Raw genomic sequence first — 26,128 nt, 5'->3', positions numbered from 1 at the left:
AATGGATCGACGAATTCAAAGTATCGTCCTTATTGCTTTATTTACTGCCTTGACGGTGGTTGCCACCACCATCAAGATTCCGATGCCGGGAGCCTTTGTCCATTTAGGGAATGCTGTTTTGCTTTTAGCTGTTTTGCTGCTGGGGTATTTCCGCGGTGCGTTGGCGGGTGGACTTGGTTTTGCAATTTTTGATGTGTTAAATGGCTATGTGACCGAGGCCCCTTATTTTATTTTAGAAAGTTTTATCGTTGGCGGTGTGGCCTACGGATTGATTCTGTTGTTTAAAAAGCGTCCGACAAAAATTTGGCAGATTGTTGTCATCGCATTCGGCACGGGAATCGCTAAAATTATCATGACTCAAATCAAAAATACCGTGATGCTGCTGATTGTCGGTAGTGATTTTACCAGTGCCTTTGCGGCGGCGTTGACGAAATTGCCGGCAACGCTGATCAATACGGCTACCACGATTGTTATCGTGACACTGCTGTATTTTCCACTGAAGCAAGCAATGGATCGAACATTCAAACATTCCTTTGTCTAGGAAGAAAAAATCTCGAGAAAAATTTCTTGAGATTTTTTTTCGTCCTTTTTGAAAACCCTCCCAAAATAAAAGTAGAAAAACCTTGGAATTTCAATAAAAAATGCTTGCTATCAAGTTTCATCTATACTATAATCATAAAGGTGCTGTTTACATTCAAGTGTAAATCACACTGGTAGAAAAGAAAAATTCTGCCGGCTACGAAACGAGAGGTTGCGACACGCCCGGACGCTTTGCCATGGACGAGCGTGACGGAAAATTTTCGTGGAGCTATGTCTACTTTTCAAAATAGGCGAAGGAGGGAAAAAAATGGCAAAACAAAAAATTCGTATCCGTTTAAAAGCGTATGAACACCGTATTTTAGACCAATCCGCGGATAAAATCGTAGAAACTGCAAAAAGAACTGGAGCTAGCGTGTCTGGTCCAATTCCATTACCAACAGAACGCAGTCTTTACACTGTGATCCGTGCGACACATAAATACAAAGATTCACGCGAACAATTCGAAATGCGGACACACAAACGTCTAATCGACATTGTGAACCCAACACCAAAAACAGTTGATGCTTTAATGAAGCTTGACTTGCCGTCCGGTGTGAATATCGAAATCAAACTATAAAACTAAATTAAGATGGAGGTGTAATCATGACCAAAGGAATCTTAGGGAAAAAAGTGGGAATGACACAAATCTTCACTGAATCTGGGGAATTGATTCCAGTAACTGTTGTTGAAGCTACGCCAAACGTAGTTCTACAATTGAAAACAATGGAAAACGACGGCTATGAAGCTGTTCAAGTCGGTTACCAAGATATGCGTGAAGTTTTATCGAACAAACCTGCGAAAGGTCATGTTGCAAAAGCAAACACGGCTCCTAAGCGCTTCATTCGCGAATTCAAAGATGTTGAGCTTGAGGGGTTAGAAGTAGGATCAGAAATTAAAGTAGATGTTTTCCAAGCTGGAGACGTCGTTGATGTTACCGGAACTACAAAAGGTAAAGGATTCCAAGGCGTTATCAAACGTTACGGACAAAGCCGCGGACCAATGGCTCACGGATCTCGTTACCATCGTCGTCCTGGATCAATGGGTCCAGTTGCACCTAACCGTGTATTCAAAAACAAACATCTTGCTGGCCGTATGGGTGGCGATCGCGTAACGATCCAAAACTTGGAAATCGCTCGTGTTGATGCTGAACGTAATGTTATCTTGATCAAAGGTAACGTGCCTGGCGCGAAAAAATCATTGATTACAATCAAATCAGCTGTAAAAGCTAAATAATGAGATAGGTAGAAAGGAGGAACTAAGGAATGCCGAATGTAGCATTATTTAAACAAGATGGAAGCCAAAATGGCGAATTGACATTAAATGAAGAAATCTTCGGAATCGAACCAAATGAAAGTGTTGTGTATGATGCAATTCTAATGCAACGCGCTTCATTAAGACAAGGAACGCACGCTGTGAAAAATCGTAGCGCTGTTCGTGGCGGTGGACGTAAACCATGGCGCCAAAAAGGAACAGGTCGTGCCCGTCAAGGTTCAATCCGTTCACCACAATGGCGTGGAGGTGGTATCGTCTTCGGACCAACACCACGTTCATACAGCTACAAACTTCCTAAAAAAGTTCGTCGCTTAGCAATGAAATCTGTATTGTCAGAAAAAGTTGCTTCAAACAACTTGGTTGCTGTTGATGCATTAAGCTTTGACGCACCAAAAACAAAAGAATTCAAACAAGTTCTTGCAAACTTGTCTATTGACTCTAAAGTATTGGTAGTTCTAGAAAACGAAAATGATTTTGCAGCATTATCTGCTCGTAATCTTCCAAACGTTTCTGTTACGACTGCTACAAACATGAGTGTTTTAGATCTTGTTTCCAGCGAGAAAGTGTTAGCAACTCAAACTGCTCTTACTCAAATTGAGGAGGTGCTTGCATAATGAACTTACTAGACGTAATCAAACGCCCAGTGATCACTGAAAAGTCAATGCTTGCCATGGATGACAAGAAATACACTTTTGAAGTAGACACAAAAGCAAATAAAACTTTAGTAAAACAAGCTGTCGAAGCAGCCTTTGATGTGAAGGTTTCTAACGTGAACATCATCAACGTGCGTCCTAAATTCAAACGCATGGGCAAATATACAGGTTATACCAAAAAACGTCGCAAAGCTGTTGTGACATTAACTGAAGATTCAAAAGAAATCCAAATTTTTGATGCGGAATAAGCATTGAATTCTACTATTAAATAGGAGGGAAACAGACGTGGCGATTAAAAAGTACAAACCTACCTCAAATGGTCGTCGTAACATGACAAGCTCTGACTTTGCTGAAATCACTACAGCAACTCCAGAGAAAACTTTGTTAGAACCATTGAAAAACAACGCCGGTCGTAACAACAACGGTCGTATCACTGTACGTCATCAAGGTGGCGGACACAAGCGTCAATACCGCGTGATCGACTTCAAACGTAACAAAGACAATGTTGTTGCAACTGTTAAAACGATTGAATACGATCCAAACCGTTCTGCTAACATCGCGTTAGTTCATTATGAAGACGGGGTTAAAGCATATATCTTAGCACCTAAAGGATTAGAAGTTGGCATGACTGTCGTTTCTGGTTCAGATGCGGATATCAAAGTCGGAAATGCACTACCACTAGAAAACATTCCAGTTGGTACTGTTATCCACAATATCGAAATGAAACCTGGCAAAGGCGGACAATTAATCCGTTCAGCTGGTACCAGCGCACAAGTGCTTGGTAAAGAAGGCAAATACGTATTGATTCGCTTGAATTCAGGCGAAGTTCGGATGATCTTGGCAACATGCCGTGCAACAATCGGTGCTGTTGGAAATGAACAACACGAATTGATCAATATCGGTAAAGCTGGCCGTTCTCGTTGGATGCGTAAACGCCCAACAGTTCGTGGTAGCGTAATGAACCCTAACGATCACCCACACGGTGGTGGTGAAGGTAAAGCACCAATCGGACGTAAAGCTCCAGTATCACCTTGGGGTCAACCTGCTCTTGGTTACAAAACACGTAACAAGAAAGCAAAATCAGACAAGCTTATCGTTCGTCGTAAGACTAAATAATTTCTCTGACCATGTATCGCATATTTTGAGAGGAGGTTCACCATGGGTCGTAGTTTAAAGAAGGGACCTTTCGTCGATGAGCATTTGATGAAAAAGGTCGAAGCACAAGAAGGCGTTGAAAAGAAAAAAGTTATCAAAACTTGGTCTCGCCGTTCAACAGTCTTTCCTAATTTTATTGGATTTACTATCGCAGTTTATGATGGTCGTAAACATGTACCAGTTTACATCCAAGAAGACATGGTAGGACATAAATTAGGTGAATTTGCACCAACAAGAACTTATCGTGGCCACGCTGCCGACGATAAGAAAACAAAACGCTAATTTGAGGGGAGGATAACCAAATGGCAGAACAAATCACATCAGCTAAAGCAGTTGCGAAAACAGTTCGTACTTCTCCTCGCAAATCACGTCTTGTAATTGACTTAATTAGAGGGAAAAGCGTTGCTGAAGCAATTGCTATCTTGAAGTTCACACCAAACAAATCTGCTGGAATCATCGAAAAAGTTTTGATGTCCGCAGTAGCGAATGCAGAAAACAATTATGATTTAGATGTTGAAAATTTAGTTGTTTCTGAAGCTTATGTTAACGAAGGACCAACAATGAAACGTTTCCGTCCACGTGCAAAAGGTTCAGCTTCTCCTATCAACAAACGGACAAGTCATATTACTGTAGTCGTATCAGAAAAATAAGGAGGGACAATCAGTGGGGCAAAAAGTACATCCAATTGGAATGCGTGTAGGCATCATCCGTGACTGGGATGCAAAATGGTATGCTGAAAAAGATTATGCCGACTTTCTACACGAAGATTTAAGAATCCGTAAATTTATCGCGAAGAAACTTGCTGATGCCGCTGTGTCAACAGTTGAAATCGAACGTGCAGCAAATCGCGTAAATGTTTCAATCCATACAGCTAAACCAGGTATGGTTATCGGTAAAGGCGGATCTGAAGTCGAAAACCTAAGAAAAGAATTAAATAAATTGACTGGCAAACGTATCCACATCAACATCGTGGAAATCAAAAAACCAGATCTAGATGCTAAATTAGTAGGCGAAGGAATTGCACGCCAATTAGAAGGCCGTGTTGCTTTCCGTCGGGCTCAAAAACAAGCAATCCAACGCACGATGCGTTCAGGCGCTAAAGGAATCAAAACACAAGTTTCAGGCCGTTTGAATGGCGCAGATATCGCTCGTTCAGAAGGTTACTCAGAAGGAACAGTTCCACTTCATACTTTGCGTGCAGATATTGATTACGCTTGGGAAGAAGCAGATACAACATACGGAAAACTAGGAGTTAAAGTGTGGATCTATCGTGGAGAAATTCTTCCAACTAAAAAGAACACTGAGAAAGGAGGGAAATAAACATGTTAGTACCAAAACGTGTAAAACACCGTCGTGAATTCCGCGGTAAAATGCGCGGAGAAGCCAAAGGCGGAAAAGAAGTAGCTTTCGGTGAATACGGCTTACAAGCAGTTGAATCACACTGGATTACAAACCGTCAAATCGAAGCATCCCGTGTGGCTATGACTCGTTACATGAAACGTGGTGGGAAAGTATGGATTAAAATTTTCCCTCATAAATCATATACAAGTAAAGCCATCGGCGTACGTATGGGTAAAGGTAAAGGGGCTCCTGAAGGTTGGGTTTCACCAGTTAAACGTGGAAAAATCATGTTTGAAATTGCGGGTGTACCTGAAGAAGTTGCTCGTGAAGCATTACGTCTTGCTTCTCACAAATTACCAATGAAAACTAAGATCGTAAAACGTGAGGAAATGGGTGGTGAATCGAATGAAGGTTAAAGAAATCAGAGAATTAACCACTGCCGAAATGCTTGATCAAGAAAAACAATTAAAAGAAGAATTGTTTAATCTTAGATTCCAATTAGCAACAGGTCAATTAGAAAACACTGCACGTATCAAAGAAGTACGTAAATCGATTGCACGCATCAAAACTGTATTGCGTGAACAAGCTAAGTAAAAGTGGAAGGAGGCCATTAGCGTATGACTGAAGAAAGAAATCAACGCAAAGTTTACCAAGGTCGCGTGGTATCTGACAAAATGGATAAAACCATTACAGTTGCTGTCGAAACAAAGAAAAACCACCCTATCTACGGGAAACGTCTGAACTATTCGAAGAAATACAAAGTCCACGATGAAAACAATGAAGCAAAAATTGGCGATATCGTGAAAATTATGGAAACTCGTCCATTATCAGCTACTAAACGTTTCCGTCTAGTAGAAGTCATTGAAAAAGCAGTGATTATTTAATCACACGAGATTTTCCTAGGTAGATTGAATTGCAAAATCTGAAAGGAGGATACACATCGTGATCCAAACAGAAAGTCGATTAAAAGTTGCTGACAACTCAGGCGCTCGTGAAATCTTGACGATCAAAGTTCTTGGCGGTTCAGGCCGTAAGACAGCGAATATCGGAGACGTGATTGTTGCTTCGGTTAAACAAGCAACGCCAGGTGGGGTTGTCAAAAAAGGTGACGTTGTAAAAGCCGTTATCGTTCGTACAAAATCAGGAGCTCGTCGTACTGACGGTTCTTATATTAAATTTGATGAAAATGCTGCGGTTATTATCCGTGACGATAAGAGCCCACGTGGAACTCGGATCTTTGGACCTGTTGCCCGCGAATTACGCGAAAACAATTTCATGAAGATCGTTTCCCTAGCACCAGAAGTATTATAACCAGTCGTTCATTATCAAAGGAGGTGCGAAACAATAATGTTTGTTAAAAAAGGCGATAAAGTAAAAGTTATCACTGGCAAAGACAAGAACAAAGAAGGCGTTGTATTATCAGCGTTTCCTAAGCAAGATAAAGTTGTTGTCGAAGGTGTGAACATCGTTAAAAAACACCAAAAACCTTCTCAAGCTGCTCCTCAAGGCGGAATCGTTGAAATGGAAGCACCAATTCATGTTTCTAATGTAATGGTGATTGATCCTTCAAACGGCGAAGCTACTAAGGTTGGCTACAAAGAAGTTGACGGTAAAAAAGTCCGCGTTTCTAAGAAAACCGGCGAAGTGTTAGACAAATAATCAAATTAAGGAAGGAGGGGCTTACTGAATGAACCGCCTTAAAGAAAAATATACTAAAGAAGTTGTTCCGTCATTAATGGAAAAATTCAGCTACAGTTCTGTCATGCAAGCACCAAAAGTTGAAAAAATCGTTATCAACATGGGTGTGGGTGATGCCGTTTCAAATGCAAAGAACTTAGATAAAGCTGTTGAAGAATTAACCTTGATCTCCGGTCAAAAACCATTGATCACTAAAGCTAAAAAATCAATCGCCGGCTTCCGCTTGCGTGAAGGAATGCCGATTGGTGCAAAAGTTACTCTTCGTGGAGAAAGAATGTTTGAATTCTTAGATAAATTGGTATCAGTTTCTCTACCACGTGTACGTGACTTCCATGGTGTAAGTAAAAAAGCGTTCGATGGACGTGGAAACTACACATTAGGTATCAAAGAACAATTAATCTTCCCAGAAGTTGATTATGATTTGGTAGATAAAGTCCGTGGGATGGATATCGTTATTGTAACAACTGCAAACACAGATGAAGAATCTCGTGAATTGTTGGCACAATTAGGCATGCCATTCCAAAAATAAAAAAAGGAGGCGAACTACGTGGCTAAAAAATCAATGATTGCTAAAAACAAACGTCCTGCAAAATTCTCATCACAAGAATACACACGTTGCGAACGTTGCGGCCGTCCACATTCAGTTTATCGTAAATTCAAACTTTGCCGTATTTGCTTCCGCGAACTTGCCTATAAAGGTCAAATTCCCGGCGTGAAGAAAGCTAGCTGGTAAACAAGTAAACTCGCATAAAGGAGGTAAATCATCTAATGGTCATGACAGATCCAATCGCAGATTTTCTAACTCGCATTCGTAATGCCAACATGGTAAAACACGAAGCATTAGAAGTACCTGCTTCAAAAATCAAACGCGACATTGCTGAAATCCTTAAAAAAGAAGGATTTGTCCGCGATGTTGAATATATCGAAGATGACAAACAAGGCGTGATCCGCGTATTCCTTAAATACGGAAAAAATGGTGAACGTGTTATCACTAACTTGAAACGTATTTCTAAACCAGGTTTACGTGCTTACGTTAAAGCTGACGAAGTGCCTAAAGTATTGAATGGTTTAGGTATCGCAATCATCTCAACTTCTGACGGTGTTATCACTGACAAAGAAGCACGAGCAAAAAATGTCGGCGGCGAAGTTGTCGCTTATGTATGGTAATTTTAAATAATACACAAGGAGGTGTCTTCAAGTGAGTCGTATCGGTAATAAAATCGTCGTTCTTCCTGCTGGCGTTGAAGTCAAGCAAGATGGCAATGTCATTACAGTTAAAGGACCTAACGGGGAATTAACTCGTACATTTTCTGCAGATATCAAAATGAATATCGAAGGAAATGAAGTAACTTTCACTCGTCCAAATGACAGCAAAGAAATGAAAACAATCCACGGAACGACCCGTGCAAACTTCAACAACATGGTTGTCGGAGTCAGCGAAGGATTCCAAAAAGGATTAGAACTTATCGGGGTTGGGTACCGTGCGCAATTGCAAGGCAAAAAACTTGTCTTGAGCGTAGGTTATTCTCACCAAGTTGAGATCGAAGCTCCAGAAGGCGTAACGATCGAAGTTCCATCAAATACACAAGTAATGATTAAAGGGGCAAACAAAGAAAACGTTGGCGAATTAGCTGCTAACATTCGTGCCGTTCGTCCTCCAGAACCTTATAAAGGCAAAGGTATCCGCTATGTTGGCGAATATGTACGCCGTAAAGAAGGTAAAACTGGTAAATAATCGTAGGCAACTACGATTTGCGGCTTAGGCCAGCTTAAATAAAGAGGTGACAATTGTGATTACAAAACCAGATAAAAACAAAACACGTCAAAAGAGACATCGTCGTGTCCGTAACAAAATCTCTGGTACTGCTGAGTGCCCACGCTTGAACGTTTTCCGTTCTAACAAAAACATCTACGCGCAAGTCATTGATGACGTAGCGGGTGTGACGCTAGCAAGTGCCTCTGCCTTGGATAAAGAAATTTCAGGTGGAACAAAAACAGAACAAGCACAAGCTGTCGGTAAATTAATCGCAGAACGTGCAGCAGCAAAAGATGTTAAAGTAGTAGTCTTTGACCGTGGTGGATACCTTTACCATGGCCGTGTAGAAGCTTTAGCTGAAGCAGCTCGCGAAAATGGACTAGAATTTTAGGAAAAGGAGGAACACCATTCATGGTTTATATTGATCCAAAACACTTGGAATTAGAAGACCGCGTGGTTGCGATCAACCGTGTCACTAAGGTTGTTAAAGGTGGACGTCGTCTGCGCTTCGCAGCTTTAGTCGTTGTAGGAGACAAAAACGGACACGTTGGTTTCGGTACTGGGAAAGCCCAAGAAGTTCCAGAAGCAATCCGTAAAGCAATCGAAGACGCTAAAAAACATTTAGTTGAAGTGCCAATGGTTGGTTCAACAATCCCTCACGAAGTCATCGGTGTATTCGGTGGTGGACGTATCCTGATGAAACCTGCTGTAGAAGGTTCTGGGGTAGCTGCTGGTGGACCAGTTCGTGCCGTCTTAGAATTAGCTGGAGTAGCTGATATCACATCTAAATCATTAGGTTCAAACACACCAATCAACGTTGTTCGCGCAACTGTTGAAGGATTGAAACAATTGAAACGTGCAGAAGAAGTTGCAGAACTTCGCGGCAAATCAGTTGAAGAATTAATCGGATAAGGAGGACAAAAATAATGGCTGAATTAAAAATTACTTTAAAGCGCAGTATTATCGGACGTCCTCAAAACCAACGGGACACAGTTAAAGCGTTGGGTCTGAAAAAAATGAATAGCAGCGTAGTGAAACCTGCCAATGAAGCAATCAAAGGTATGGTCAACACTGTTTCTCATTTAGTGGACGTTGAAGAAATCTAAGAAACAACAAAAAGTTACTCTGATTAAGGAGGTGCCAAACCTATGAAACTTCATGAATTAAAACCTGCAGAAGGTTCTCGTCAAGTACGGAACCGTGTTGGACGCGGGACATCATCTGGCAACGGTAAAACATCTGGACGCGGTCAAAAAGGACAAAAAGCACGTTCAGGCGGTGGTGTTCGTTTAGGATTTGAAGGGGGTCAAACTCCATTATTCCGTCGTTTACCAAAACGCGGCTTTACAAATGTGAACCGTAAAGACTATGCAGTCGTTAATCTAGATGCTTTGAATCGCTTTGAAGATGGAGCTGAAGTAACACCAGTTGCTTTAGTTGAAGCTGGAATCGTTAAAAACGAAAAAGCTGGAATCAAAGTCTTAGCCAATGGAGAATTAACTAAGAAGTTAACTGTGAAAGCAGCTAAATTCTCTAAAGCAGCCGAAGAAGCAATCGTTGCTGCTGGTGGATCAATCGAGGTGATTTAATGTTTAAATTACTGAAAGATTCTTTCAAAGTAAAAGACATTCGATCAAGAATTTTTTTCACCGTATTTGCTCTGTTCGTGTTTCGTCTGGGTGCGCAGATCACTGTGCCGGGCGTAAATGCGAGCCGTTTGCTGAGTTTGGCTGATTTGCCATTCTTAGGTATGTTGAACATGGTCAGCGGAAGCGCCATGCAAAATTTCTCTGTCTTTGCAATGGGAGTTTCACCATACATCACTGCTTCGATCATCGTCCAATTGTTACAAATGGACATTGTACCAAAATTTGTTGAATGGTCAAAACAAGGAGAAGTCGGTCGTAAGAAGTTAAATCAAGCGACCCGCGTATTAACGCTGATTCTTGCTTTTGTTCAATCAATCGGGATTACCGCAGGATTTAATGCGTGGACGCAATTAGGTTTTGTTGAAAATCCTAGCATCAATACATTTTTCGTTATTGGTTTGGTTTTGACTGCCGGTACCATGTTTGTTACCTGGTTGGGAGAACAAATCACTGAAAAAGGTATTGGTAATGGCGTATCGATGATCATCTTCGCAGGGATCATTTCCGGTTTGCCAAACGGCGTAAAAGAAATAGTAGAAGATTACTTTATCAATATTGAATCATCTGAAATCTGGAAGTCGGCGATTTTTATCCTCGTCTTGCTGATTGCGATCTTGGTCGTTGTGACATTGGTAACCTTTGTGCAACAAGCAGAACGTAAAATTCCGATTCAATATACTAAACGAGTGGCTGGGGCGCCAACAAGCAGTTATCTACCGTTAAAAGTAAATGCTGCCGGAGTAATCCCAGTTATCTTTGCTAGTTCCTTTATTGCAACTCCTAATGCGATTTTACAAGCATTGGGCGGTTCGTACCGTGGAGTTGGCTGGTATGATACATTGATGCAGATCTTTGATTACAGCACTATTCCTGGTGCAGCAATCTATACTGTATTAATCGTTGCCTTTACATTTTTCTATGCGTTTGTTCAGGTCAATCCTGAAAAATTAGCGGAAAACTTGCAAAAACAAGGAAGTTACATTCCAAGTGTCCGTCCTGGTAAAGGAACGGAAGAATACGTCTCACATCTATTGATGCGTTTAAGTGCTGTTGGTGCACTGTTCTTAGGACTAGTTGCACTGCTTCCAATCGTTGCGCAAATGGTTTGGAACTTGCCGCAATCAATCGGATTAGGCGGAACGAGTTTATTGATCGTTATCGGTGTTGCTCTTGAAACAGCGAAACAGCTAGAAGGACTAATGCTGAAACGAAAATATACTGGTTTTATCAATTAGAGTGAAGAAGGTGTGTTGAGGATCTCCTCAACACCGTTCTACAACTTTACAGGAGGAGTAAGTATGAACCTCGTTTTAATGGGATTACCCGGAGCTGGAAAAGGAACGCAAGCAGAACAAATCGTCGCTGCTTACCAAATTCCGCATATTTCAACAGGTGATATGTTTCGTGCCGCAATGGCAAACAAAACAACTCTTGGCCTGGAAGCAAAATCATACATGGACAATGGGGAACTAGTTCCTGACGAAGTAACGAACGGCATCGTCAAAGAACGCTTGGCTGAACCGGATACCGACAAAGGCTTTCTATTAGATGGCTTTCCTCGGACTTTGGAACAAGCCAAAGCGCTGGACCAAATGCTTAATGAACTTGGAAAGAAATTGGATCACGTTGTTGAAATCCATGTCCCTGAAGAAATACTCGTTGAACGTTTAGCTGGTCGCTTTATCTGCCGCAATTGCGGTGCAACGTATCATAAAATCTTCAACCCAACTACAGTTGAAGGAACTTGTGATCGCTGTGGCGGACACGAATTTTACCAACGAGAAGATGATAAGCCTGAGACGGTCAAAAATCGTCTAGCTGTCAATGTAAAAGGTAGTGAACCAATTTTAGCTTACTATAAAGAAAAAGGTTTGCTGCAGTCTATTGATGGTAATCGTGAGATCGATGCTGTATTTTCAGATGTTAAGAAAATCATCGAGTAACGAAATGATTGCCCGTAACCGACTTGCAGCGCTGAAACTTTCTCTTGCTAAGTATGACAAATTATGATAAAATGTGTCAGTCCGACTTTTAGGCTTTCACCTAGAAGCATTTTTTGAGAAACTTAGGTGGGAACAGACAGTTTCCGCCGTTTTATCGTGTGAAAATCACAAGTACAAGGAGGTACTGTGCGTGGCAAAAGAAGATATGATTGAAGTCGAAGGTACAGTCGTCGAAACTTTGCCGAATGCAATGTTTAAAGTCGAACTAGAAAACGGACACCAAGTTCTTGCTACCGTATCAGGTAAAATTCGTATGCATTACATCCGTATCTTACCTGGCGATAAAGTAACCGTTGAGTTATCTCCCTATGATTTAACTCGTGGCCGTATCACGTATCGCTTTAAATAATTGTACTCCGTAAAACCACAGGAGGTATTATCATGAAAGTAAGACCATCAGTAAAACCAATGTGCGAACATTGTAAAGTAATTCGTCGTAAAGGGCGCGTTATGGTGATTTGCCCAGCAAATCCAAAACACAAACAACGTCAAGGATAATCGGAGGTGTAACAAAATATGGCTCGTATTGCAGGAGTAGATATTCCTCGTGATAAACGAGTAGTCGTTTCACTTACTTATATCTATGGTATTGGTAACACGACTGCTCAAAAGATTTTAGCAAACGCTGGCGTTTCTGAAGAAGTTCGCGTTCGTGATTTAACGAATGAACAAACAGACGCGATCCGTGCGGAAGTAGATAGATTAAAAGTTGAAGGTGACCTTCGTCGTGAAGTCAACCTGAACATCAAACGTTTGATGGAAATCGGTTCTTACCGTGGCATCCGTCATCGTCGTGGCTTGCCTGTTCGCGGACAAAACACAAAGAACAATGCACGTACTCGTAAAGGCCCGTCTAAAACAGTGGCAGGCAAGAAAAAATAATTCCTAAGTGAAGGAGGTTAAAACTTCATGGCAGCAAAAAAAGTGAGTCGTAAACGCCGTGTGAAAAAGAATATTGAAGCGGGTATCGCGCATATCCATTCAACATTCAACAATACAATCGTAATGATCACTGATACTCATGGGAATGCTTTATCATGGTCATCAGCTGGTGCATTAGGTTTCAAAGGAAGCAAAAAATCAACACCTTTTGCCGCTCAAATGGCAGCAGAAACTGCAACAAAAGTAGCAATGGAACACGGATTGAGAACTGTTGAAGTAACAGTTAAAGGACCTGGTTCCGGACGTGAAGCAGCAATTCGTTCCTTACAAGCAACAGGTTTAGAAGTGACTGCAATTCGTGACGTGACTCCAGTTCCTCATAATGGATGCCGCCCTCCAAAACGCCGTCGTGTTTAATGAGTGCTGCTCATTTTGAGTTTTACAATTACGTCATTGAACAAGACACTTTTCGTTTTGAAAGGGGTAAAAGATAAGAATGATTGAATTCGAAAAACCAAGAATCGTAAAAATTGATGAAGAAAAAGATTATGGCAAGTTCATCGTCGAACCTCTTGAAAGAGGCTACGGGACTACTTTAGGGAATTCCCTACGTCGTATTTTGTTATCTTCTTTACCTGGTGCAGCGATCACTAGTATTCAAATCGATGGTGTGTTACACGAATTCTCAACCATTAAAGGTGTGCGAGAAGATGTTGCTCAAATTATCTTGAATATTAAAGGTCTTGCATTAAAGATGTACACGCAAGAAGAAAAAACCCTTGAAATCGATATTACCGGTCCAGCCAATGTAACAGCTGGCGACATTATTGTTGACAGCGATGTAGAAATCTTGAATAAAGATATGTACATCTGCAATGTTTCTGAAGGTGCGACATTCCATGCTCGTTTAACTGTAAAACCTGGCCGTGGATATGTTCAAGCGGATGAAAACAAAAAAGAAGACATGCCGATCGGTGTTCTTCCAGTTGATTCAATCTATACGCCTGTTCGCCGTGTTAACTACCAAGTAGAAAACACTCGTGTCGGTCGTCGAGATGATTTCGATAAACTAACAATGGAAATTTGGACAGATGGTTCCATTTTACCATTGGAAGCAATGAGTTTAGCTGCGAAAATCATGACTGAACATTTGGATATTTTTGTGAATCTGACGGATGAAGCGAAAAACGCGGAAATCATGATTGAAAAAGAAGAAACACAAAAAGAAAAAATGTTGGAAATGACAATCGAAGAATTAGACTTATCTGTTCGTTCATACAACTGTCTAAAACGTGCAGGTATTAATACTGTACAAGAATTGACAAATAAATCTGAACCAGAAATGATCAAAGTACGTAACTTGGGCCGTAAATCACTTGAAGAAGTGAAGGCAAAATTACATGATCTTGGTTTGGGCTTACGCAAAGACGATTAAGATTGTTTACGAAGGATGCTAGTTTGCCCTTTTCAAAGGATAAACTGTATACGGAGTGAAAACGAAGGAGGGAAACCCACGTGAGTTACCGTAAATTAGGACGTACATCTAGCCAACGTAAAGCGATGTTGCGTGATTTAACAACTGATTTAATCATTAACGAGCGTATCGTGACGACTGAAGCACGTGCGAAAGAAGTTCGTTCAACTACTGAAAAAATGATCACTTTAGGAAAACGCGGAGATCTACATGCACGTCGTCAAGCTGCAGCTTTCGTTCGTAACGAAGTAGCAAGTGTTCGTGAAGAAAACGAAGAAGTTGTCGTTGAATCAGCTTTACAAAAGTTGTTCAGTGATATCGCACCTCGTTATGCAGATCGCCAAGGTGGCTACACTCGTATCTTGAAAACAGAACCAAGACGCGGAGATGCTGCACCAATGGTTATCCTAGAACTTGTTTAAAATCACACTTTTCATCACTTTATAGATGTTCTTTTAAGAGTGTTATGATGTTGGAGGGCAACTTCCGAGTCTAGCTCAGCGCTGCATCCCGATTCTTTCGGGGTGCAAGCACTCATCATAAAGTGCTTTTTTTTTACCCTCGATCAACTGTCTTGACAGTTGATGGCGCGTAAAAGAAAAACAAAGGATAAGAATGATTGAAATCTCTAAGTTTTTTTGATAGATTTAGTAAGAATGAAAACAGAGATAGGGAGCAAACATGAAGCCAATTATTGAATTAAACAATATCAAGTTCAGCTATGATCCAGATGAACCGCAACCGGCTTTAAATGACATTTCTTTTTCGATTGAGAAAGGGGAATGGGTGGCGATCGTTGGTCATAATGGTTCGGGGAAATCCACCTTGGCTAAGACCATCAATGGATTGATTTTACCTCAAGAAGGAACCGTTTCTGTCGGTGAGCTGGCATTAAATGAAGAAAACGTTTGGAATATCCGAAAAATGGTGGGCATGGTCTTTCAGAATCCTGACAATCAGTTTGTCGGATCAACAGTGGAAGATGATGTTGCCTTTGGTATGGAGAATCAGGGCGTCCCCCGGGAAGATATGCTGGTTCGGGTACAAGAGGCATTAGAACAGGTAAGAATGTCGGAATTCAAGAAACGGGAACCTGCCCGTCTTTCTGGTGGACAAAAACAACGGGTAGCAATTGCCGGTATCGTTGCATTGCGTCCGGATATCATTATTTTGGATGAGGCCACCAGCATGCTGGACCCGGAAGGTCGGGAAGAAGTATTGGCTACTATCAAAAAAATCAAGGAACAAAATAATTTGACTGTTTTATCCATCACTCACGATATTGATGAAGCTGCCAATGCCAATCGTGTCTTGGTTATGCGTCAGGGACAATTGGTGGATGAAGGAACACCGGAGAAGATTTTTTCTGCGGGACCGAAATTGATCGAACTGGGCTTGGATTTGCCTTTTCCTGAAAAATTAAAGGCGGCATTGAAAGCACGGGGCATTACGGTGCCAAGTGAGTACTTGACTGAAGAAAGGATGGTGGACTGGTTATGGACATCCGTTTTGAAAAAGTAGATTTTACTTATCAGCCCCACACACCTTTTGAACAGCGGGCATTGTTTGCGATTGATTTAGCTATCAAAGAAGGAACCTATACGGCGATTGTTGGTCATACCGGCAGTGGCAAGTCTACCTTACTGCAACATTTGAATGCTTTGTTAAAGCCCACAGATGGAACAGTGACGATTGGTGAACGCACCATTACACCGGAAACCGACAATAAAAATTTGAAACCCATTCGAAAAAAAGTCGGGATTGTTTTTCAATTTCCTGAAGCACAGTTGTTTGAAGAAACAGTGGCTAAAGACATTGCCTTTGGACCAAAGAATTTTGGTGTACCGGAAGAAAAAGCGATGGCTTTAGCGAAGGAATATTTGAATTTGGTGGGATTAGATGACCAGTATTTGAATCGTTCCCCTTTTGATCTATCTGGGGGGCAAATGCGACGGGTGGCGATTGCCGGTGTTTTGGCAATGGAACCGGAAGTTCTCGTTTTAGACGAACCAACAGCCGGCTTGGACCCTAAAGGCCGCAAGGATATGATGGAAATGTTTGATCGTCTTCATCGAGACAAAAAAATGACCATCATTTTGGTAACTCATTTAATGGATGATGTCGCTGAATATGCAGATTTCATGTACATTCTGGAAAAAGGCCACCTGGTTAAAAGCGGAACACCGCAAGCGGTCTTTCAAGAAGTCGAGTGGGCAAATGAGAAAAAAATCGGTGTGCCAACTGCGACATCCTTTGCTTTAGAGTTAGCGAAAAAGGGCTTTTCCTTTGAGCAGTTGCCAATAACCGCTGATGAATTGGCAAATCAAATCGTGGCGCAAGGAGGAATTGCCCATGATGAATAAATTGATTTTTGGTCGTTATATTCCTGGGGACTCCATTATTCACAATCTGGATCCGCGGGTAAAATTACTTGCCAGTTTCTATTTTATTGGTATTATCTTTTTAGCAAATAATTGGCAAAGCTATTTGTTTTTAGGTATCTTTACTTTGGGCAGTATTCTTTTGTCTGGGGTTTCGCTGAAGTTCTTTATCCGTGGCGTCAAGCCGCTGATTTGGCTGATTTTATTTACCGTTGCATTGCAGGTCCTGTTTACTACTGGTGGGGCGGTTTATTGGCAATGGGGAATTTTTAATATCACGGAGTTTGGCGTGATGAATGGGATTTTCATTTTTTGCCGTTTTATTTTGATTATTTTCATGTCTACCTTACTGACACTGACCACTGCTCCTTTAGAATTATCCGATGCAATCGAATATATTTTGCGACCGTTAAAAGCGGTTCGATTTCCGGTTCATGAAGTTTCATTGATGCTGTCAATTGCGTTGCGTTTCGTTCCTACGTTAATGGATGAGACGGAAAAAATCATGAACGCACAACGAGCTCGCGGGGTCGATTTTGGGGAAGGCAGTTTGATCCAAAAAATGAAGGCAGTGGTTCCTTTGCTGATTCCGCTGTTTGTCAGCAGTTTTAATCGGGCGGAGGATCTGGCTACCGCCATGGAAGCTCGCGGCTATACTGGCGGTGAAGGACGGACCAAATACCGCAAGCTGGCTTGGCATACCCGTGATACATGGGTCGTAGTGATTTTTGCGGCAGTTACAGCAATCTTGATTTTTTTAAAGAGCTGATTTTGTGAGGCAGAAACAAGCAGCGATGCAGCGTTTCTGCTTCTTTTTGTTTTAGTAAAAGAAGGAAATGGGGAATTTCAGTGGTGCGTTACAAAGCAATCATTGCTTACGATGGAACAAATTTTAATGGCTTTCAACGACAGGAAACTGGCCGGACAGTCCAAGGAGAATTAGAAAAAACAATACAAAAAATGGCGAATGGGCAATTTATCGAAGTTCATGGTTCAGGAAGAACGGATGCAAGAGTCCATGCAGTGGGACAGGTCATCCATTTTGATTATCCCCAAGAACGTCCGTTAGAAAGAATGCGTTTTGCCTTGGATACCCAATCGCCGGAGGATATTGCGGTCAAATCGGTGGAAATCGTGGATGACACGTTTCACGCCCGCTATCTTGTACAGGAAAAAACCTATCAATTTCGATTGAATATTGGCAAACCCCGTAGTCCATTTTTGCGGCATTATGCCAGCTACTATCCTTATCCTTTAGATTTAGAAAAAATAAGGCGGGCATTGACAGATTTTTTGGGTACTCACGATTTTACATCGTTTTGCGCCAGCGGCAGTTCAGTGGAGGACAAAGTACGAACGATTTATGAAGCGACGGTGGAACAGGTAGCAGATGACGAGTTGGTGTTTACTTTTCGTGGGAACGGGTTTTTGTATAAAATGATTCGGATCATGATGGGTACGTTGCTGAAAATCGGCAATGGTCGGATGCCGGCCGACAGTATTCCAGCAATTATTGAAGCGAAAAATCGTGATTTGGCAGGACCCACTGCTCATCCAGAAGGGCTCTACTTAATGAAAGTTAGCTATGAAACAAAAGCCTAAAAAATACCGAACAAGTCAGAGGGCTTGTTCGGTATTTTTTTATCTTTTTTGTTTGCGGTAGAAATAATCAAATAGGAAGAAGAGAAGAAGACAGCTGAAGAAGAGCAGTACCCCCGGTAAAAATCCTTGTGGCAAATAGGACAAGCGAATGGTGTGTTTGCCTTTTGGAAGCGTCAAACTGACAAAAGCATCTTGAAAGGCGGAGACAGGGACTTTTTTGCCGTCTACGGTTGCCTGCCAGCCCTTTTCGTATGGAATCGTCGTAACGAGCAGTTGTTCTTCTTTCGTCGTTACCTGCCCCTCTGCGGAGCGTTTGCCGACATTTAGATTCACACCTTGTTCCTTGATCTGATCCATGGCGGATTGATAGGCTTCGGTGTTCAAAGTGACCACTTGTGGATTTTGGAAGCCGACTTTTTGTGTGCCATAGAAGCTGGCGGTAAATTCAATTTCAGTTGCTTGTTCGTAATACCCGAGGTCGTAATATTGCCCCGTAATGTTGATTTGAGACTTTCGCTGTTCTCCGTTGACAGTAATCGTGGCTGTCGAGCTTTCCAATTGTGCAAAATCTTGCGGATACAAACTAAGGTATGCCTGAGAATGAGCGGGAACGGCGACTTTCCATGTTACTTCCTTGGCGAGATTGCCTTTTTCTTCGGTAAAAATCGTGTACATTCCGTCATAGGTGACCGTTGTGTTATCCGTTTCTGAAATCGTCAGCGGCCAAAATTGAAAATAAGTCTGTTGCAGATCAGCTAAACCGTTGATTAGATTGGTTTGACTGGTCAAATTGTCATTTGACGGTTGAGGAACCTTTGCGGCGTCCGGATTCGCTAGAAAAGCCAGAGGCAGTGCATTTTCGTTTTCGTACAATTGATAATCCTTCGAGCGGGCGGTTTCTGTAAAGCCGTATTTATTAATCGGTGTTTTGCTGAGATTGTATTTGATTCCTAAAAAACTGTCCATCAACAACGTATTGTTGGGGTAGCGGATGTTTAGATTGGTTCCCCGTGAACGAAAGCCCAACTGATCCAAGTAGCTGGAAGAATGGCGGTTGCGGATGGAAGAAAACATGCTGACACCGCTGTACCCATAATTAAAGCTGTCATTGGAAGAAACCGGATCAAGATTTTCCACTCGAGAAAAATCCGCAGATTTGGTTTTTTGAACCAATTCATCGATGGCAGGATAAGGTTCGGTATACAAACTGCGGGAGGCATAATTCCAATCGTTCAAAATTCCCCGCACCATGCCATTGGTGTTCACGATGGCTTCAAAACTTACTACAAGCAGAATTAACACTACGAATAAATGCTTAGGATAGCTTCGTAGTCGGTACAAACCAAAGGCCAATAAGTAGAGCAATAGGAAAAAAATGCTGACGGCAAAGGAAGAAAATTTGATATATTCATAACTACCAGCAGGACGAATTCCAAAGGCCAAGCAAAACAACGCCATTTGAATCAGAATGACTCCCAGTAGTTTGCCGTTGGATTTTTGATCCACTCGTTCCCACCCGTAACCTGCCAACATGATAACCAGAAAAGAAAACAGGTAGGCATAGCGGAATAAAAACATATTTGGAGCGTGCATACCGTGCCAAAATAAATTCAGAGGTACCAGATAAAAACTAGCAGTCAACAGGGCAAAAAAGCCGGCATACAGCAGTTTTTGTTTCAAGGGTGCTTTAGAGACAAAGTAAAAAAGACAAAGGACCAACGGCAGCAAACCCACATAAATAAAGGGAATCGAACCGTATTTGGTGGTATCGTAAACGCCCACGAGATTTTTTAGGACAAGATCGAGAAAATCAGTTGCTTCGGTTTTTAGGGTGGTGATTTTACTTAATTCTTCCCCGTTTGCCCGCAGATCTAAAATTGCCGGCAAAATGATAATCATGGAAGCGCCGCCTGACAGCAAAGCCGTTAGCCCATAAGGAACAATCACTTTTTTTGTTTGTCGCCAATTGTCCAATAAGCGGACCAAAAAATACAGTGCCGAAAAAATGGCAATCATAAAACCCATATAAAAGCTGGAGAGAAATAATAGCAGATAGCTGAAAAACAGCAGCTTCGGTTTGTGCTGTTGGATTAAGCGGTCGATACCCATGATAATAAGAGGTAAATACACGAAAGCATCCAGCCACATAATGATTTCAGAATGAGCGGTGATAAAAGACATCAGGGCATAAGAAACGGCAAGAGTCACGTGCTGCCATTTTTCGATATGAAAAGTTTGTCGAGCATAAAACCAAAAAGCCAGTCCGGCACTGCCGATTTTCAGCAGGGTCAAAAAATATAGGGCATCTGGCATCAATTGATTGGGAAACAGCAGGACAAGGGGCGTGAAAAGGCCGCCTAGGTAATAAGAAACCAAAGAAAGGTAATTCAATCCTAAAGAAGCATTCCACGTGTAAAGGAAGCTTTGTTTCCCCAGTAATGCATTGCGAAAGCTCGCATGGAAATTGGAAAATTGGGAAAAGGCATCACTGGCTAAAATACTGCGGCTGCTGCCGGGGAAAATTCCAATCGTCAAATAGATGAAGGCCATAATACCCAGTGGGATAAAAAAGCTAGCCAGCATATATCGGGCGTGTTGTTTGCAAAATTGTTTGATTGTCAAAAACATAAGTCCACCAAATTTCTTTCATAATGATTTTTATTTTACCATAGTTCCAAAAACAATGAAAAAAGAAGAAGGAAGTCTTTGATTAAAAAATAACCAAAGTTTTTAATGTTTTATTTCACATCGTTATTTTTAGTTTTTAATTTATTTGGTAAAATATAAACAATATCAGATAAATTATCGTTATGGTATTGACACCTTGTTATCAATAATGTAGTTTTTTATTAGATGTAAAAGAACATATTTCCTCGCTTTTGTTGAAGCGGCACATAGAAAATTTAAGAAAAAAACAAGGCGATCCTTTTCAAAGAGGCCGCCTTGTTTTGATTTTTGAGAAAACAAAAAACCGCTCGATGAACGAACGGTTTGAGTAGTTGTGTGATTAAACGCGCTCAACTTTTCCTGATTTCAAAGCACGAGCTGACACCCAAACTTTTTTAGGTTTTCCGTCAATAAGAACACGTACTTTTTGTAAATTAGGTTTTACGGTACGCTTTGTTGAGTTCATTGCGTGAGAGCGGTTGTTTCCACTTGTTGTTTTACGACCTGTAAAGTAGCAAACCTTTGCCATGTGACTATTTCCTCCTTTGCCTTGATCTTGGAGCGCTTATTTGGCTCATACTAAACGAATTTACCATAAACGCAGTAATTTTGCAAGCTTATTTTCTGTGAAACATTGACTTTTTCCTGCAAACCATGTAAATTATACAACGTTGTGAAAGGGTGCGCCTGTTTTTGTTTCTGTAGATCCTTCTTTTATTTAAGGGTCAGCTATGATAAACTATTGTAGTAGAAAATAGGCAAAATTGCCTGTTAAGGAGGCTTATCATGGCTGTAAAAATTAAAACGGCATCAGGAACTATCGAAATTACAAATGAAGTGATCGCAACTGTCGTCGGCGGTGCAGCAACCGATGTATTTGGTATCGTAGGGATGGCAAGCAAAAATCAAATCAAAGATAACATCAATGAGATTTTAAGAAAAGAAAATTATTCACGGGGCGTCGTTGTACGTCAAGAAGAAAACGGCATTGCGGTGGATGTTTACACAATCGTAAGCTATGGGACAAAAATTTCGGAAGTTTCGCGAAATGTCCAAGAAAAAGTCAAATATAATCTTGAAACAATGCTGGGCGTTGCCGCCAATTCAGTAAATGTGTTTGTTCAAGGTGTACGTGTACTGCCTGATTAGGCAGCGATGCTGTGTAACTACAGCGATTCGAAGGAGGATTATCAGTGAAAGTAACGAATATCAGCGCGAGTCAATTTCAAGAAATGGTCCAGGCTGGTGCCAATCGTCTGCAAGCAAATGCGGAGTATGTCAACTCGTTGAATGTATTCCCGGTTCCTGATGGGGATACTGGAACGAATATGAATTTATCGATGACCAGCGGTGCCAAAGCGGTCGCAGATTCCGCTTCTGAAAAAGTCGGCGATTTAGCGACGGTTTTATCTAAAGGACTATTGATGGGGGCGCGAGGAAATTCCGGTGTTATCCTGTCGCAATTGTTTCGCGGATTTTCAAAACAAATCCCTGACGTCACGACATTAAACCCACAAGAATTAGCGCAAGCCTTTAGTCATGGCGTAGAAACTGCTTATAAAGCTGTCATGAAGCCGGTTGAGGGAACGATTTTGACGGTTGCCCGAGTGGCGGCGGAATACGGCGAACGCAAAGCCAGCGAAAGTGATGATTGTATCGAAGTGATGACGGCGGTTTTACGCGGAGGCAAACGTGCCTTGGCAAAAACGCCGGATTTATTGCCGGTCTTAAAAGAAGTCGGCGTAGTAGACAGCGGCGGTCAAGGACTGATTTATATTTATGAAGGCTTTTTGGCTGCTTTGACAGGAGAGTATCAAGCAGATGAAACATTTGAACCTTCCCCAGCTGCCATGGATGAAATGGTAAATGCCGAGCATCACCGCAGCGTCCAAGGACAATTAGCAACAGAAGACATCAAATTCGGTTATTGTACCGAAATCATGGTAAATATCGGCGAAGGACCAACTGTCGACAGTACTTTTGATTATGAAACTTTCCGTAATTATCTAAATGAAATCGGCGATTCTTTGCTTGTCGTCAACGATGATGAAATCATCAAAGTCCACGTGCATACAGAGCATCCCGGCGAAGTAATGAACTACGGGCAAAAATTTGGTTCATTAGTCAAAGTCAAAGTCGATAATATGCGTTTACAACACGAAACGATTTTGGAACATGACGAACAGGTTCAAGAATTTGCAGAAGCACCTCGGGTTCCTTATGGAATCATCGCAATCGCAGCCGGTGAAGGCGTGAGCGAATTGTTCAAGAGCCTGGGCGCTAATTATATTATCAGCGGCGGTCAAACGATGAACCCAAGTACGGAAGATATTTTGACTGCGATTAATAAAGTCAATGCAGAACAGGTTATCATTTTACCGAATAATAAAAATATCTTTATGGCAGCAGATCAGGCGGCAGAAGTCGCAGAGGTCCCTGTTGCGGTAATTCCAAGTCGTACGATTCCACAAGGGATGACGGCAATGCTGTCCTTTAATGACCAAGCAACACTGGAAGAAAACAAAACTACGATGAGCGATGCCTTGGCAAATGTTGTCAGCGGCTCCGTTACCCATGCGATTCGTAACACCGCCATCGATGGAGTGACGATTACAGAAGGAGACTTTTTGGGAATGATCGACGGTAAGATCGTCGTTTCTGATCCAGATCAGTCAACGACTGCTTTGACTACTTTGAATCAAATGATTTCAGATGAAACCGAAATCGTTACGATTATTTTTGGTGATGAGGCTACACAAGACGATGCCGAAAAATTAGGCGCCGCATTACAAGAAGCACATGAAGAATTGGAAGTTGAGATCCATCCGGGAAATCAACCTGTATATCCTTATCTTTTTGCCGCAGAATAAGACGGATCAGCAGTTTTTTACATGATTCTGACAGGATGAGCCATAACTTCACTTATAAGTTATGGACCATCCTGTTTTTTTGCAAAGAGAGAAAGCATCGGGAAGGAGGAGTTGGATGGTAACGACCGCAGTTCAGTTTTTAAAGGGAGTCGGAGAAAAAAGAGCACAGGATTTGGCGGAACTGGGAATTTTGACCGTCGAGGATTTAATGAGCTATTACCCGTTTCGGTATGAAGACATTCAAGAACGGGACTTGCAGGAGATTCAAGATCAGGAAAAGGTGACCATCAAAGGTGTTGTCGTTTCTCCGCCAGTACTCAACCGTTTCGGCTATAAAAAATCCCGGCTGCAGTTTCGGATGATGCAGGATCATGGCGTGTTCAATGTTTCTTTTTTCAATCAGCCGTATTTGAAGGACAAAGCGATTATGGGAGAAGAGCTGGCTGTTTATGGCAAATGGGATGCCAAACGCCAAGCGTTGACAGGAATGAAAATCCTTGGCAGTCAAAGTCAGGGAGATTTTGCGCCGATTTATCACGTGAATAAGAAAATCAAACAACGAACTTTGATCGAATTGATTCGCCAGGCTTTTACACAATTTGGTGAGGAAATCGAAGAAAACCTACCTTTGTCTTTGCGGGAAAAATATCGCTTGATCGATCGAAAACAGGCGATGTTTGCGATGCATTTTCCGGAAAATCCCGAAGAAAACCATCAGGCTAAACGACGAGTGATCTTTGAAGAATTCTTTTTATTTCAATTGAAGGTTCAAGGGTTAAAACAAAAGGAAAAAGCAGAGGTCAATGGAATCGCCATTCAATACGACGTGCAACGATTAAAGCAATTTACCCAGAAACTGCCTTTTGAATTGACCAATGCCCAAAAACGAGTCACCAATGAAATTTGCAGTGACTTGCGCAGTCCAAGACACATGCAGCGCTTGCTGCAAGGGGATGTCGGCAGCGGCAAAACCGTGGTCGCCGCCATTGCTCTTTACGCGACGGTAACGGCTGGATTTCAAGGCGCATTGATGGTGCCAACTGAAATTTTGGCGCAGCAGCATATGGAAAGTTTGAATCAACTTTTTGATCCGCTAGAAATTCGTACAGCCCTGCTGACAGGTTCTACCAAAGCAAAGGAGCGACGGGTGATTTTGGAACAATTGGCAAATGGGGAGATTGATATTATTGTTGGGACCCACGCGTTGATCCAAGAAGGGGTCAATTTTGCCTACCTCGGTTTAGTCATCACGGACGAACAGCACCGTTTTGGCGTTAACCAACGGCGGGTTTTGCGGGAAAAAGGGCTGCATCCTGATGTGTTGTTTATGACAGCAACGCCGATTCCCCGAACGTTGGCAATCACAGCATATGGAGAAATGGACGTTTCGATCATCGATGAATTGCCGGCAGGGCGAGTTCCCATCGAGACTCGCTGGATTCGTCCGCCGCAATTGGATTCGGTTTTAGAATGGAGTTTTCGTGAATTGCAGCAGGGGCATCAAATGTATGTGATCTGTCCGCTGATTGAAGAATCTGAATCCTTGGATGTCAAAAATGCTGTGGAAATCTATGAACGCTTGCAGGCGTATTTTTCCCCGGACTATCAGGTGGATTTGCTTCATGGAAAAATGAAAAACCAAGAAAAAGAAACCATCATGGAAACCTTCAAAAACAACGACACGCAGATTTTGGTTTCTACAACCGTGATTGAGGTCGGTGTCAATGTACCGAATGCGACCGTCATGCTAATTATGGATGCGGATCGCTTTGGTTTGGCCCAACTACACCAATTACGGGGCCGGGTGGGTCGTGGAGCGCAGGCTTCTTATTGCATTTTGGTCGCTGATCCAAAAAACGAGATGGGTGTCGAACGAATGAAAATCATGACAGAAACCAACAACGGCTTTTTATTGAGTGAAAAAGATCTGGAGTTGCGAGGCCCCGGAGAAGTATTTGGCTTTCGACAATCCGGCTTGCCTCAATTTATGGCAGGAGATATTGTGGCGGATGCAACGATTTTGGAAGTTGCCCGACAAGAAGCCCAAGAAATTTGGAAAAAGCAGAATTGGCAGGTCTTACCAGACTATGCACCACTGGCAGGTTACCTCGAAAAGCAAGCGGCAGAAAACCAGTTTTTCGACTAA

Annotated in this window: 39 protein-coding genes; 37 read left to right on the top strand and 2 right to left on the bottom strand. The window is 41.9% G+C overall.

The features are described from left to right. Position 1: 1 nt before the first annotated feature. The 34 genes from FFM66_RS02280 (at position 2) to truA (ending at position 18,445) form a co-directional block, all read left to right on the top strand. Positions 2 to 541: an ECF transporter S component gene (locus FFM66_RS02280; protein WP_048603309.1), complete on the top strand. Its 540-nt coding sequence runs from the start codon at positions 2 to 4 to the stop codon at positions 539 to 541. Between the two features lie 306 nt (positions 542 to 847). Next, positions 848 to 1,156 carry a 30S ribosomal protein S10 gene (rpsJ, locus tag FFM66_RS02275; protein WP_005880808.1) on the top strand — a complete coding sequence of 103 codons (309 nt, stop codon included), beginning with the start codon at positions 848 to 850 and terminating at the stop codon, positions 1,154 to 1,156. A gap of 26 nt (positions 1,157 to 1,182) precedes the next feature. Beyond that, positions 1,183 to 1,812, top strand: coding sequence for a 50S ribosomal protein L3 (rplC, locus tag FFM66_RS02270; protein ID WP_048603310.1), 630 nt, complete (start codon positions 1,183 to 1,185; stop codon positions 1,810 to 1,812). Positions 1,813 to 1,841: 29 nt separating this feature from the next. Next, a complete protein-coding gene (gene rplD / locus FFM66_RS02265) occupies positions 1,842 to 2,465 on the top strand; it encodes a 50S ribosomal protein L4 (RefSeq protein ID WP_048603311.1) in 624 nt (207 codons plus the stop codon). Next, positions 2,465 to 2,752: a 50S ribosomal protein L23 gene (locus FFM66_RS02260; RefSeq protein ID WP_048603312.1), complete on the top strand. Its 288-nt coding sequence runs from the start codon at positions 2,465 to 2,467 to the stop codon at positions 2,750 to 2,752. Before rplD ends, FFM66_RS02260 begins: the two co-directional genes overlap by 1 nt. A 37-nt stretch (positions 2,753 to 2,789) precedes the next feature. Continuing rightward, positions 2,790 to 3,620 (top strand): 50S ribosomal protein L2, encoded by an 831-nt coding sequence (gene rplB, locus FFM66_RS02255; protein WP_048603313.1) that lies wholly within the window; start codon positions 2,790 to 2,792, stop codon positions 3,618 to 3,620. Between the two features lie 42 nt (positions 3,621 to 3,662). Further along, positions 3,663 to 3,941: a 30S ribosomal protein S19 gene (rpsS, locus tag FFM66_RS02250; RefSeq protein ID WP_048603314.1), complete on the top strand. Its 279-nt coding sequence runs from the start codon at positions 3,663 to 3,665 to the stop codon at positions 3,939 to 3,941. Positions 3,942 to 3,961: 20 nt separating this feature from the next. Then, positions 3,962 to 4,309: a 50S ribosomal protein L22 gene (gene rplV, locus FFM66_RS02245; RefSeq protein ID WP_048603315.1), complete on the top strand. Its 348-nt coding sequence runs from the start codon at positions 3,962 to 3,964 to the stop codon at positions 4,307 to 4,309. 13 nt (positions 4,310 to 4,322) lie between these two features. Further along, positions 4,323 to 4,979 carry a 30S ribosomal protein S3 gene (gene rpsC, locus FFM66_RS02240; RefSeq protein WP_048603316.1) on the top strand — a complete coding sequence of 219 codons (657 nt, stop codon included), beginning with the start codon at positions 4,323 to 4,325 and terminating at the stop codon, positions 4,977 to 4,979. 2 nt (positions 4,980 to 4,981) lie between these two features. Further along, positions 4,982 to 5,416 (top strand): 50S ribosomal protein L16, encoded by a 435-nt coding sequence (rplP, locus tag FFM66_RS02235; RefSeq protein ID WP_048603317.1) that lies wholly within the window; start codon positions 4,982 to 4,984, stop codon positions 5,414 to 5,416. Then, positions 5,406 to 5,594, top strand: coding sequence for a 50S ribosomal protein L29 (gene rpmC, locus FFM66_RS02230; protein ID WP_002288664.1), 189 nt, complete (start codon positions 5,406 to 5,408; stop codon positions 5,592 to 5,594). The genes rplP and rpmC overlap by 11 nt, the downstream gene beginning before the upstream one ends. A 23-nt stretch (positions 5,595 to 5,617) precedes the next feature. Then, entirely contained in the window at positions 5,618 to 5,884 is a 267-nt protein-coding gene (gene rpsQ, locus FFM66_RS02225) for a 30S ribosomal protein S17 (protein ID WP_048603318.1), read from the top strand. A 58-nt stretch (positions 5,885 to 5,942) separates the two neighbouring features. Beyond that, positions 5,943 to 6,311, top strand: coding sequence for a 50S ribosomal protein L14 (gene rplN, locus FFM66_RS02220; RefSeq protein ID WP_048603319.1), 369 nt, complete (start codon positions 5,943 to 5,945; stop codon positions 6,309 to 6,311). Positions 6,312 to 6,347: 36 nt separating this feature from the next. Further along, positions 6,348 to 6,659 carry a 50S ribosomal protein L24 gene (rplX, locus tag FFM66_RS02215; RefSeq protein ID WP_048603320.1) on the top strand — a complete coding sequence of 104 codons (312 nt, stop codon included), beginning with the start codon at positions 6,348 to 6,350 and terminating at the stop codon, positions 6,657 to 6,659. Between the two features lie 28 nt (positions 6,660 to 6,687). Then, positions 6,688 to 7,227 (top strand): 50S ribosomal protein L5, encoded by a 540-nt coding sequence (gene rplE / locus FFM66_RS02210; RefSeq protein ID WP_048603321.1) that lies wholly within the window; start codon positions 6,688 to 6,690, stop codon positions 7,225 to 7,227. An 18-nt stretch (positions 7,228 to 7,245) separates the two neighbouring features. Further along, entirely contained in the window at positions 7,246 to 7,431 is a 186-nt protein-coding gene (locus tag FFM66_RS02205; RefSeq protein ID WP_010754753.1) for a type Z 30S ribosomal protein S14, read from the top strand. Positions 7,432 to 7,466: 35 nt separating this feature from the next. Continuing rightward, on the top strand, positions 7,467 to 7,865 hold the full coding sequence (gene rpsH / locus FFM66_RS02200; protein WP_137604908.1) for a 30S ribosomal protein S8: 399 nt from the start codon (positions 7,467 to 7,469) through the stop codon (positions 7,863 to 7,865). Between the two features lie 31 nt (positions 7,866 to 7,896). Then, a complete protein-coding gene (rplF, locus tag FFM66_RS02195; RefSeq protein ID WP_048603323.1) occupies positions 7,897 to 8,433 on the top strand; it encodes a 50S ribosomal protein L6 in 537 nt (178 codons plus the stop codon). A gap of 55 nt (positions 8,434 to 8,488) precedes the next feature. Then, entirely contained in the window at positions 8,489 to 8,845 is a 357-nt protein-coding gene (gene rplR, locus FFM66_RS02190) for a 50S ribosomal protein L18 (protein WP_137604907.1), read from the top strand. Between the two features lie 20 nt (positions 8,846 to 8,865). Then, positions 8,866 to 9,366 carry a 30S ribosomal protein S5 gene (gene rpsE / locus FFM66_RS02185; protein WP_048603325.1) on the top strand — a complete coding sequence of 167 codons (501 nt, stop codon included), beginning with the start codon at positions 8,866 to 8,868 and terminating at the stop codon, positions 9,364 to 9,366. A gap of 14 nt (positions 9,367 to 9,380) precedes the next feature. Next, a complete protein-coding gene (gene rpmD, locus FFM66_RS02180; protein WP_048603326.1) occupies positions 9,381 to 9,560 on the top strand; it encodes a 50S ribosomal protein L30 in 180 nt (59 codons plus the stop codon). 42 nt (positions 9,561 to 9,602) lie between these two features. Then, positions 9,603 to 10,043 carry a 50S ribosomal protein L15 gene (rplO, locus tag FFM66_RS02175; protein ID WP_048603327.1) on the top strand — a complete coding sequence of 147 codons (441 nt, stop codon included), beginning with the start codon at positions 9,603 to 9,605 and terminating at the stop codon, positions 10,041 to 10,043. Beyond that, positions 10,043 to 11,338, top strand: a complete 1,296-nt coding sequence (secY, locus tag FFM66_RS02170) for a preprotein translocase subunit SecY (RefSeq protein WP_048603328.1) — start codon at positions 10,043 to 10,045, stop codon at positions 11,336 to 11,338. The genes rplO and secY overlap by 1 nt, the downstream gene beginning before the upstream one ends. 63 nt (positions 11,339 to 11,401) lie before the next feature. Further along, on the top strand, positions 11,402 to 12,046 hold the full coding sequence (locus tag FFM66_RS02165) for an adenylate kinase (RefSeq protein WP_048603329.1): 645 nt from the start codon (positions 11,402 to 11,404) through the stop codon (positions 12,044 to 12,046). A 190-nt stretch (positions 12,047 to 12,236) separates the two neighbouring features. Then, positions 12,237 to 12,455 (top strand): translation initiation factor IF-1, encoded by a 219-nt coding sequence (gene infA / locus FFM66_RS02160; RefSeq protein WP_002356224.1) that lies wholly within the window; start codon positions 12,237 to 12,239, stop codon positions 12,453 to 12,455. A gap of 32 nt (positions 12,456 to 12,487) precedes the next feature. Continuing rightward, the gene (gene rpmJ, locus FFM66_RS02155) at positions 12,488 to 12,604 is read left to right on the top strand and encodes a 50S ribosomal protein L36 (protein WP_002288710.1); all 117 of its coding nucleotides are present in this window, start codon (positions 12,488 to 12,490) and stop codon (positions 12,602 to 12,604) included. An 18-nt stretch (positions 12,605 to 12,622) separates the two neighbouring features. Continuing rightward, positions 12,623 to 12,988, top strand: coding sequence for a 30S ribosomal protein S13 (gene rpsM, locus FFM66_RS02150; RefSeq protein ID WP_048603330.1), 366 nt, complete (start codon positions 12,623 to 12,625; stop codon positions 12,986 to 12,988). 27 nt (positions 12,989 to 13,015) lie between these two features. Then, on the top strand, positions 13,016 to 13,405 hold the full coding sequence (gene rpsK, locus FFM66_RS02145) for a 30S ribosomal protein S11 (protein WP_048603331.1): 390 nt from the start codon (positions 13,016 to 13,018) through the stop codon (positions 13,403 to 13,405). A 79-nt stretch (positions 13,406 to 13,484) separates the two neighbouring features. Next, entirely contained in the window at positions 13,485 to 14,423 is a 939-nt protein-coding gene (locus FFM66_RS02140) for a DNA-directed RNA polymerase subunit alpha (protein WP_048603332.1), read from the top strand. Positions 14,424 to 14,503: 80 nt separating this feature from the next. After that, a complete protein-coding gene (gene rplQ, locus FFM66_RS02135; RefSeq protein ID WP_048603333.1) occupies positions 14,504 to 14,884 on the top strand; it encodes a 50S ribosomal protein L17 in 381 nt (126 codons plus the stop codon). A gap of 259 nt (positions 14,885 to 15,143) precedes the next feature. Further along, positions 15,144 to 15,983: an energy-coupling factor ABC transporter ATP-binding protein gene (locus FFM66_RS02130; RefSeq protein WP_137604905.1), complete on the top strand. Its 840-nt coding sequence runs from the start codon at positions 15,144 to 15,146 to the stop codon at positions 15,981 to 15,983. Continuing rightward, complete coding sequence (locus FFM66_RS02125; protein ID WP_048603335.1) at positions 15,959 to 16,825, top strand: energy-coupling factor ABC transporter ATP-binding protein; 867 nt, start codon at positions 15,959 to 15,961, stop codon at positions 16,823 to 16,825. The genes FFM66_RS02130 and FFM66_RS02125 overlap by 25 nt, the downstream gene beginning before the upstream one ends. Then, complete coding sequence (locus FFM66_RS02120) at positions 16,815 to 17,612, top strand: energy-coupling factor transporter transmembrane component T family protein (RefSeq protein ID WP_048603336.1); 798 nt, start codon at positions 16,815 to 16,817, stop codon at positions 17,610 to 17,612. Before FFM66_RS02125 ends, FFM66_RS02120 begins: the two co-directional genes overlap by 11 nt. A gap of 80 nt (positions 17,613 to 17,692) precedes the next feature. Beyond that, entirely contained in the window at positions 17,693 to 18,445 is a 753-nt protein-coding gene (gene truA / locus FFM66_RS02115) for a tRNA pseudouridine(38-40) synthase TruA (protein WP_048603337.1), read from the top strand. 39 nt (positions 18,446 to 18,484) lie between these two features. On the opposite strand, the gene FFM66_RS02110 is transcribed toward truA, so the two are convergent. Together FFM66_RS02110 and rpmB are read right to left on the bottom strand one after the other, a co-directional pair. Further along, entirely contained in the window at positions 18,485 to 21,073 is a 2,589-nt protein-coding gene (locus FFM66_RS02110) for a YfhO family protein (RefSeq protein WP_137604904.1), read from the bottom strand. Between the two features lie 379 nt (positions 21,074 to 21,452). Further along, positions 21,453 to 21,641: a 50S ribosomal protein L28 gene (rpmB, locus tag FFM66_RS02105; protein ID WP_048603339.1), complete on the bottom strand. Its 189-nt coding sequence runs from the start codon at positions 21,639 to 21,641 to the stop codon at positions 21,453 to 21,455. A gap of 257 nt (positions 21,642 to 21,898) precedes the next feature. On the opposite strand from rpmB, the gene FFM66_RS02100 reads away from it, so the two are divergent. The 3 genes from FFM66_RS02100 (at position 21,899) to recG (ending at position 26,128) form a co-directional block, all read left to right on the top strand. Further along, on the top strand, positions 21,899 to 22,261 hold the full coding sequence (locus FFM66_RS02100) for an Asp23/Gls24 family envelope stress response protein (RefSeq protein ID WP_048603340.1): 363 nt from the start codon (positions 21,899 to 21,901) through the stop codon (positions 22,259 to 22,261). Positions 22,262 to 22,305: 44 nt separating this feature from the next. Then, a complete protein-coding gene (locus tag FFM66_RS02095) occupies positions 22,306 to 23,982 on the top strand; it encodes a DAK2 domain-containing protein (protein ID WP_137604903.1) in 1,677 nt (558 codons plus the stop codon). 115 nt (positions 23,983 to 24,097) lie between these two features. Next, a complete protein-coding gene (recG, locus tag FFM66_RS02090) occupies positions 24,098 to 26,128 on the top strand; it encodes an ATP-dependent DNA helicase RecG (protein ID WP_137604902.1) in 2,031 nt (676 codons plus the stop codon).

Origin of the sequence: Enterococcus songbeiensis (assembly GCF_005405265.1) — a bacterium.
GTDB classification, from domain to species: Bacteria; Bacillota; Bacilli; order Lactobacillales; family Enterococcaceae; genus Enterococcus_C; species Enterococcus_C songbeiensis.
This window is presented reverse-complemented; position numbering and strand designations above follow the sequence as displayed.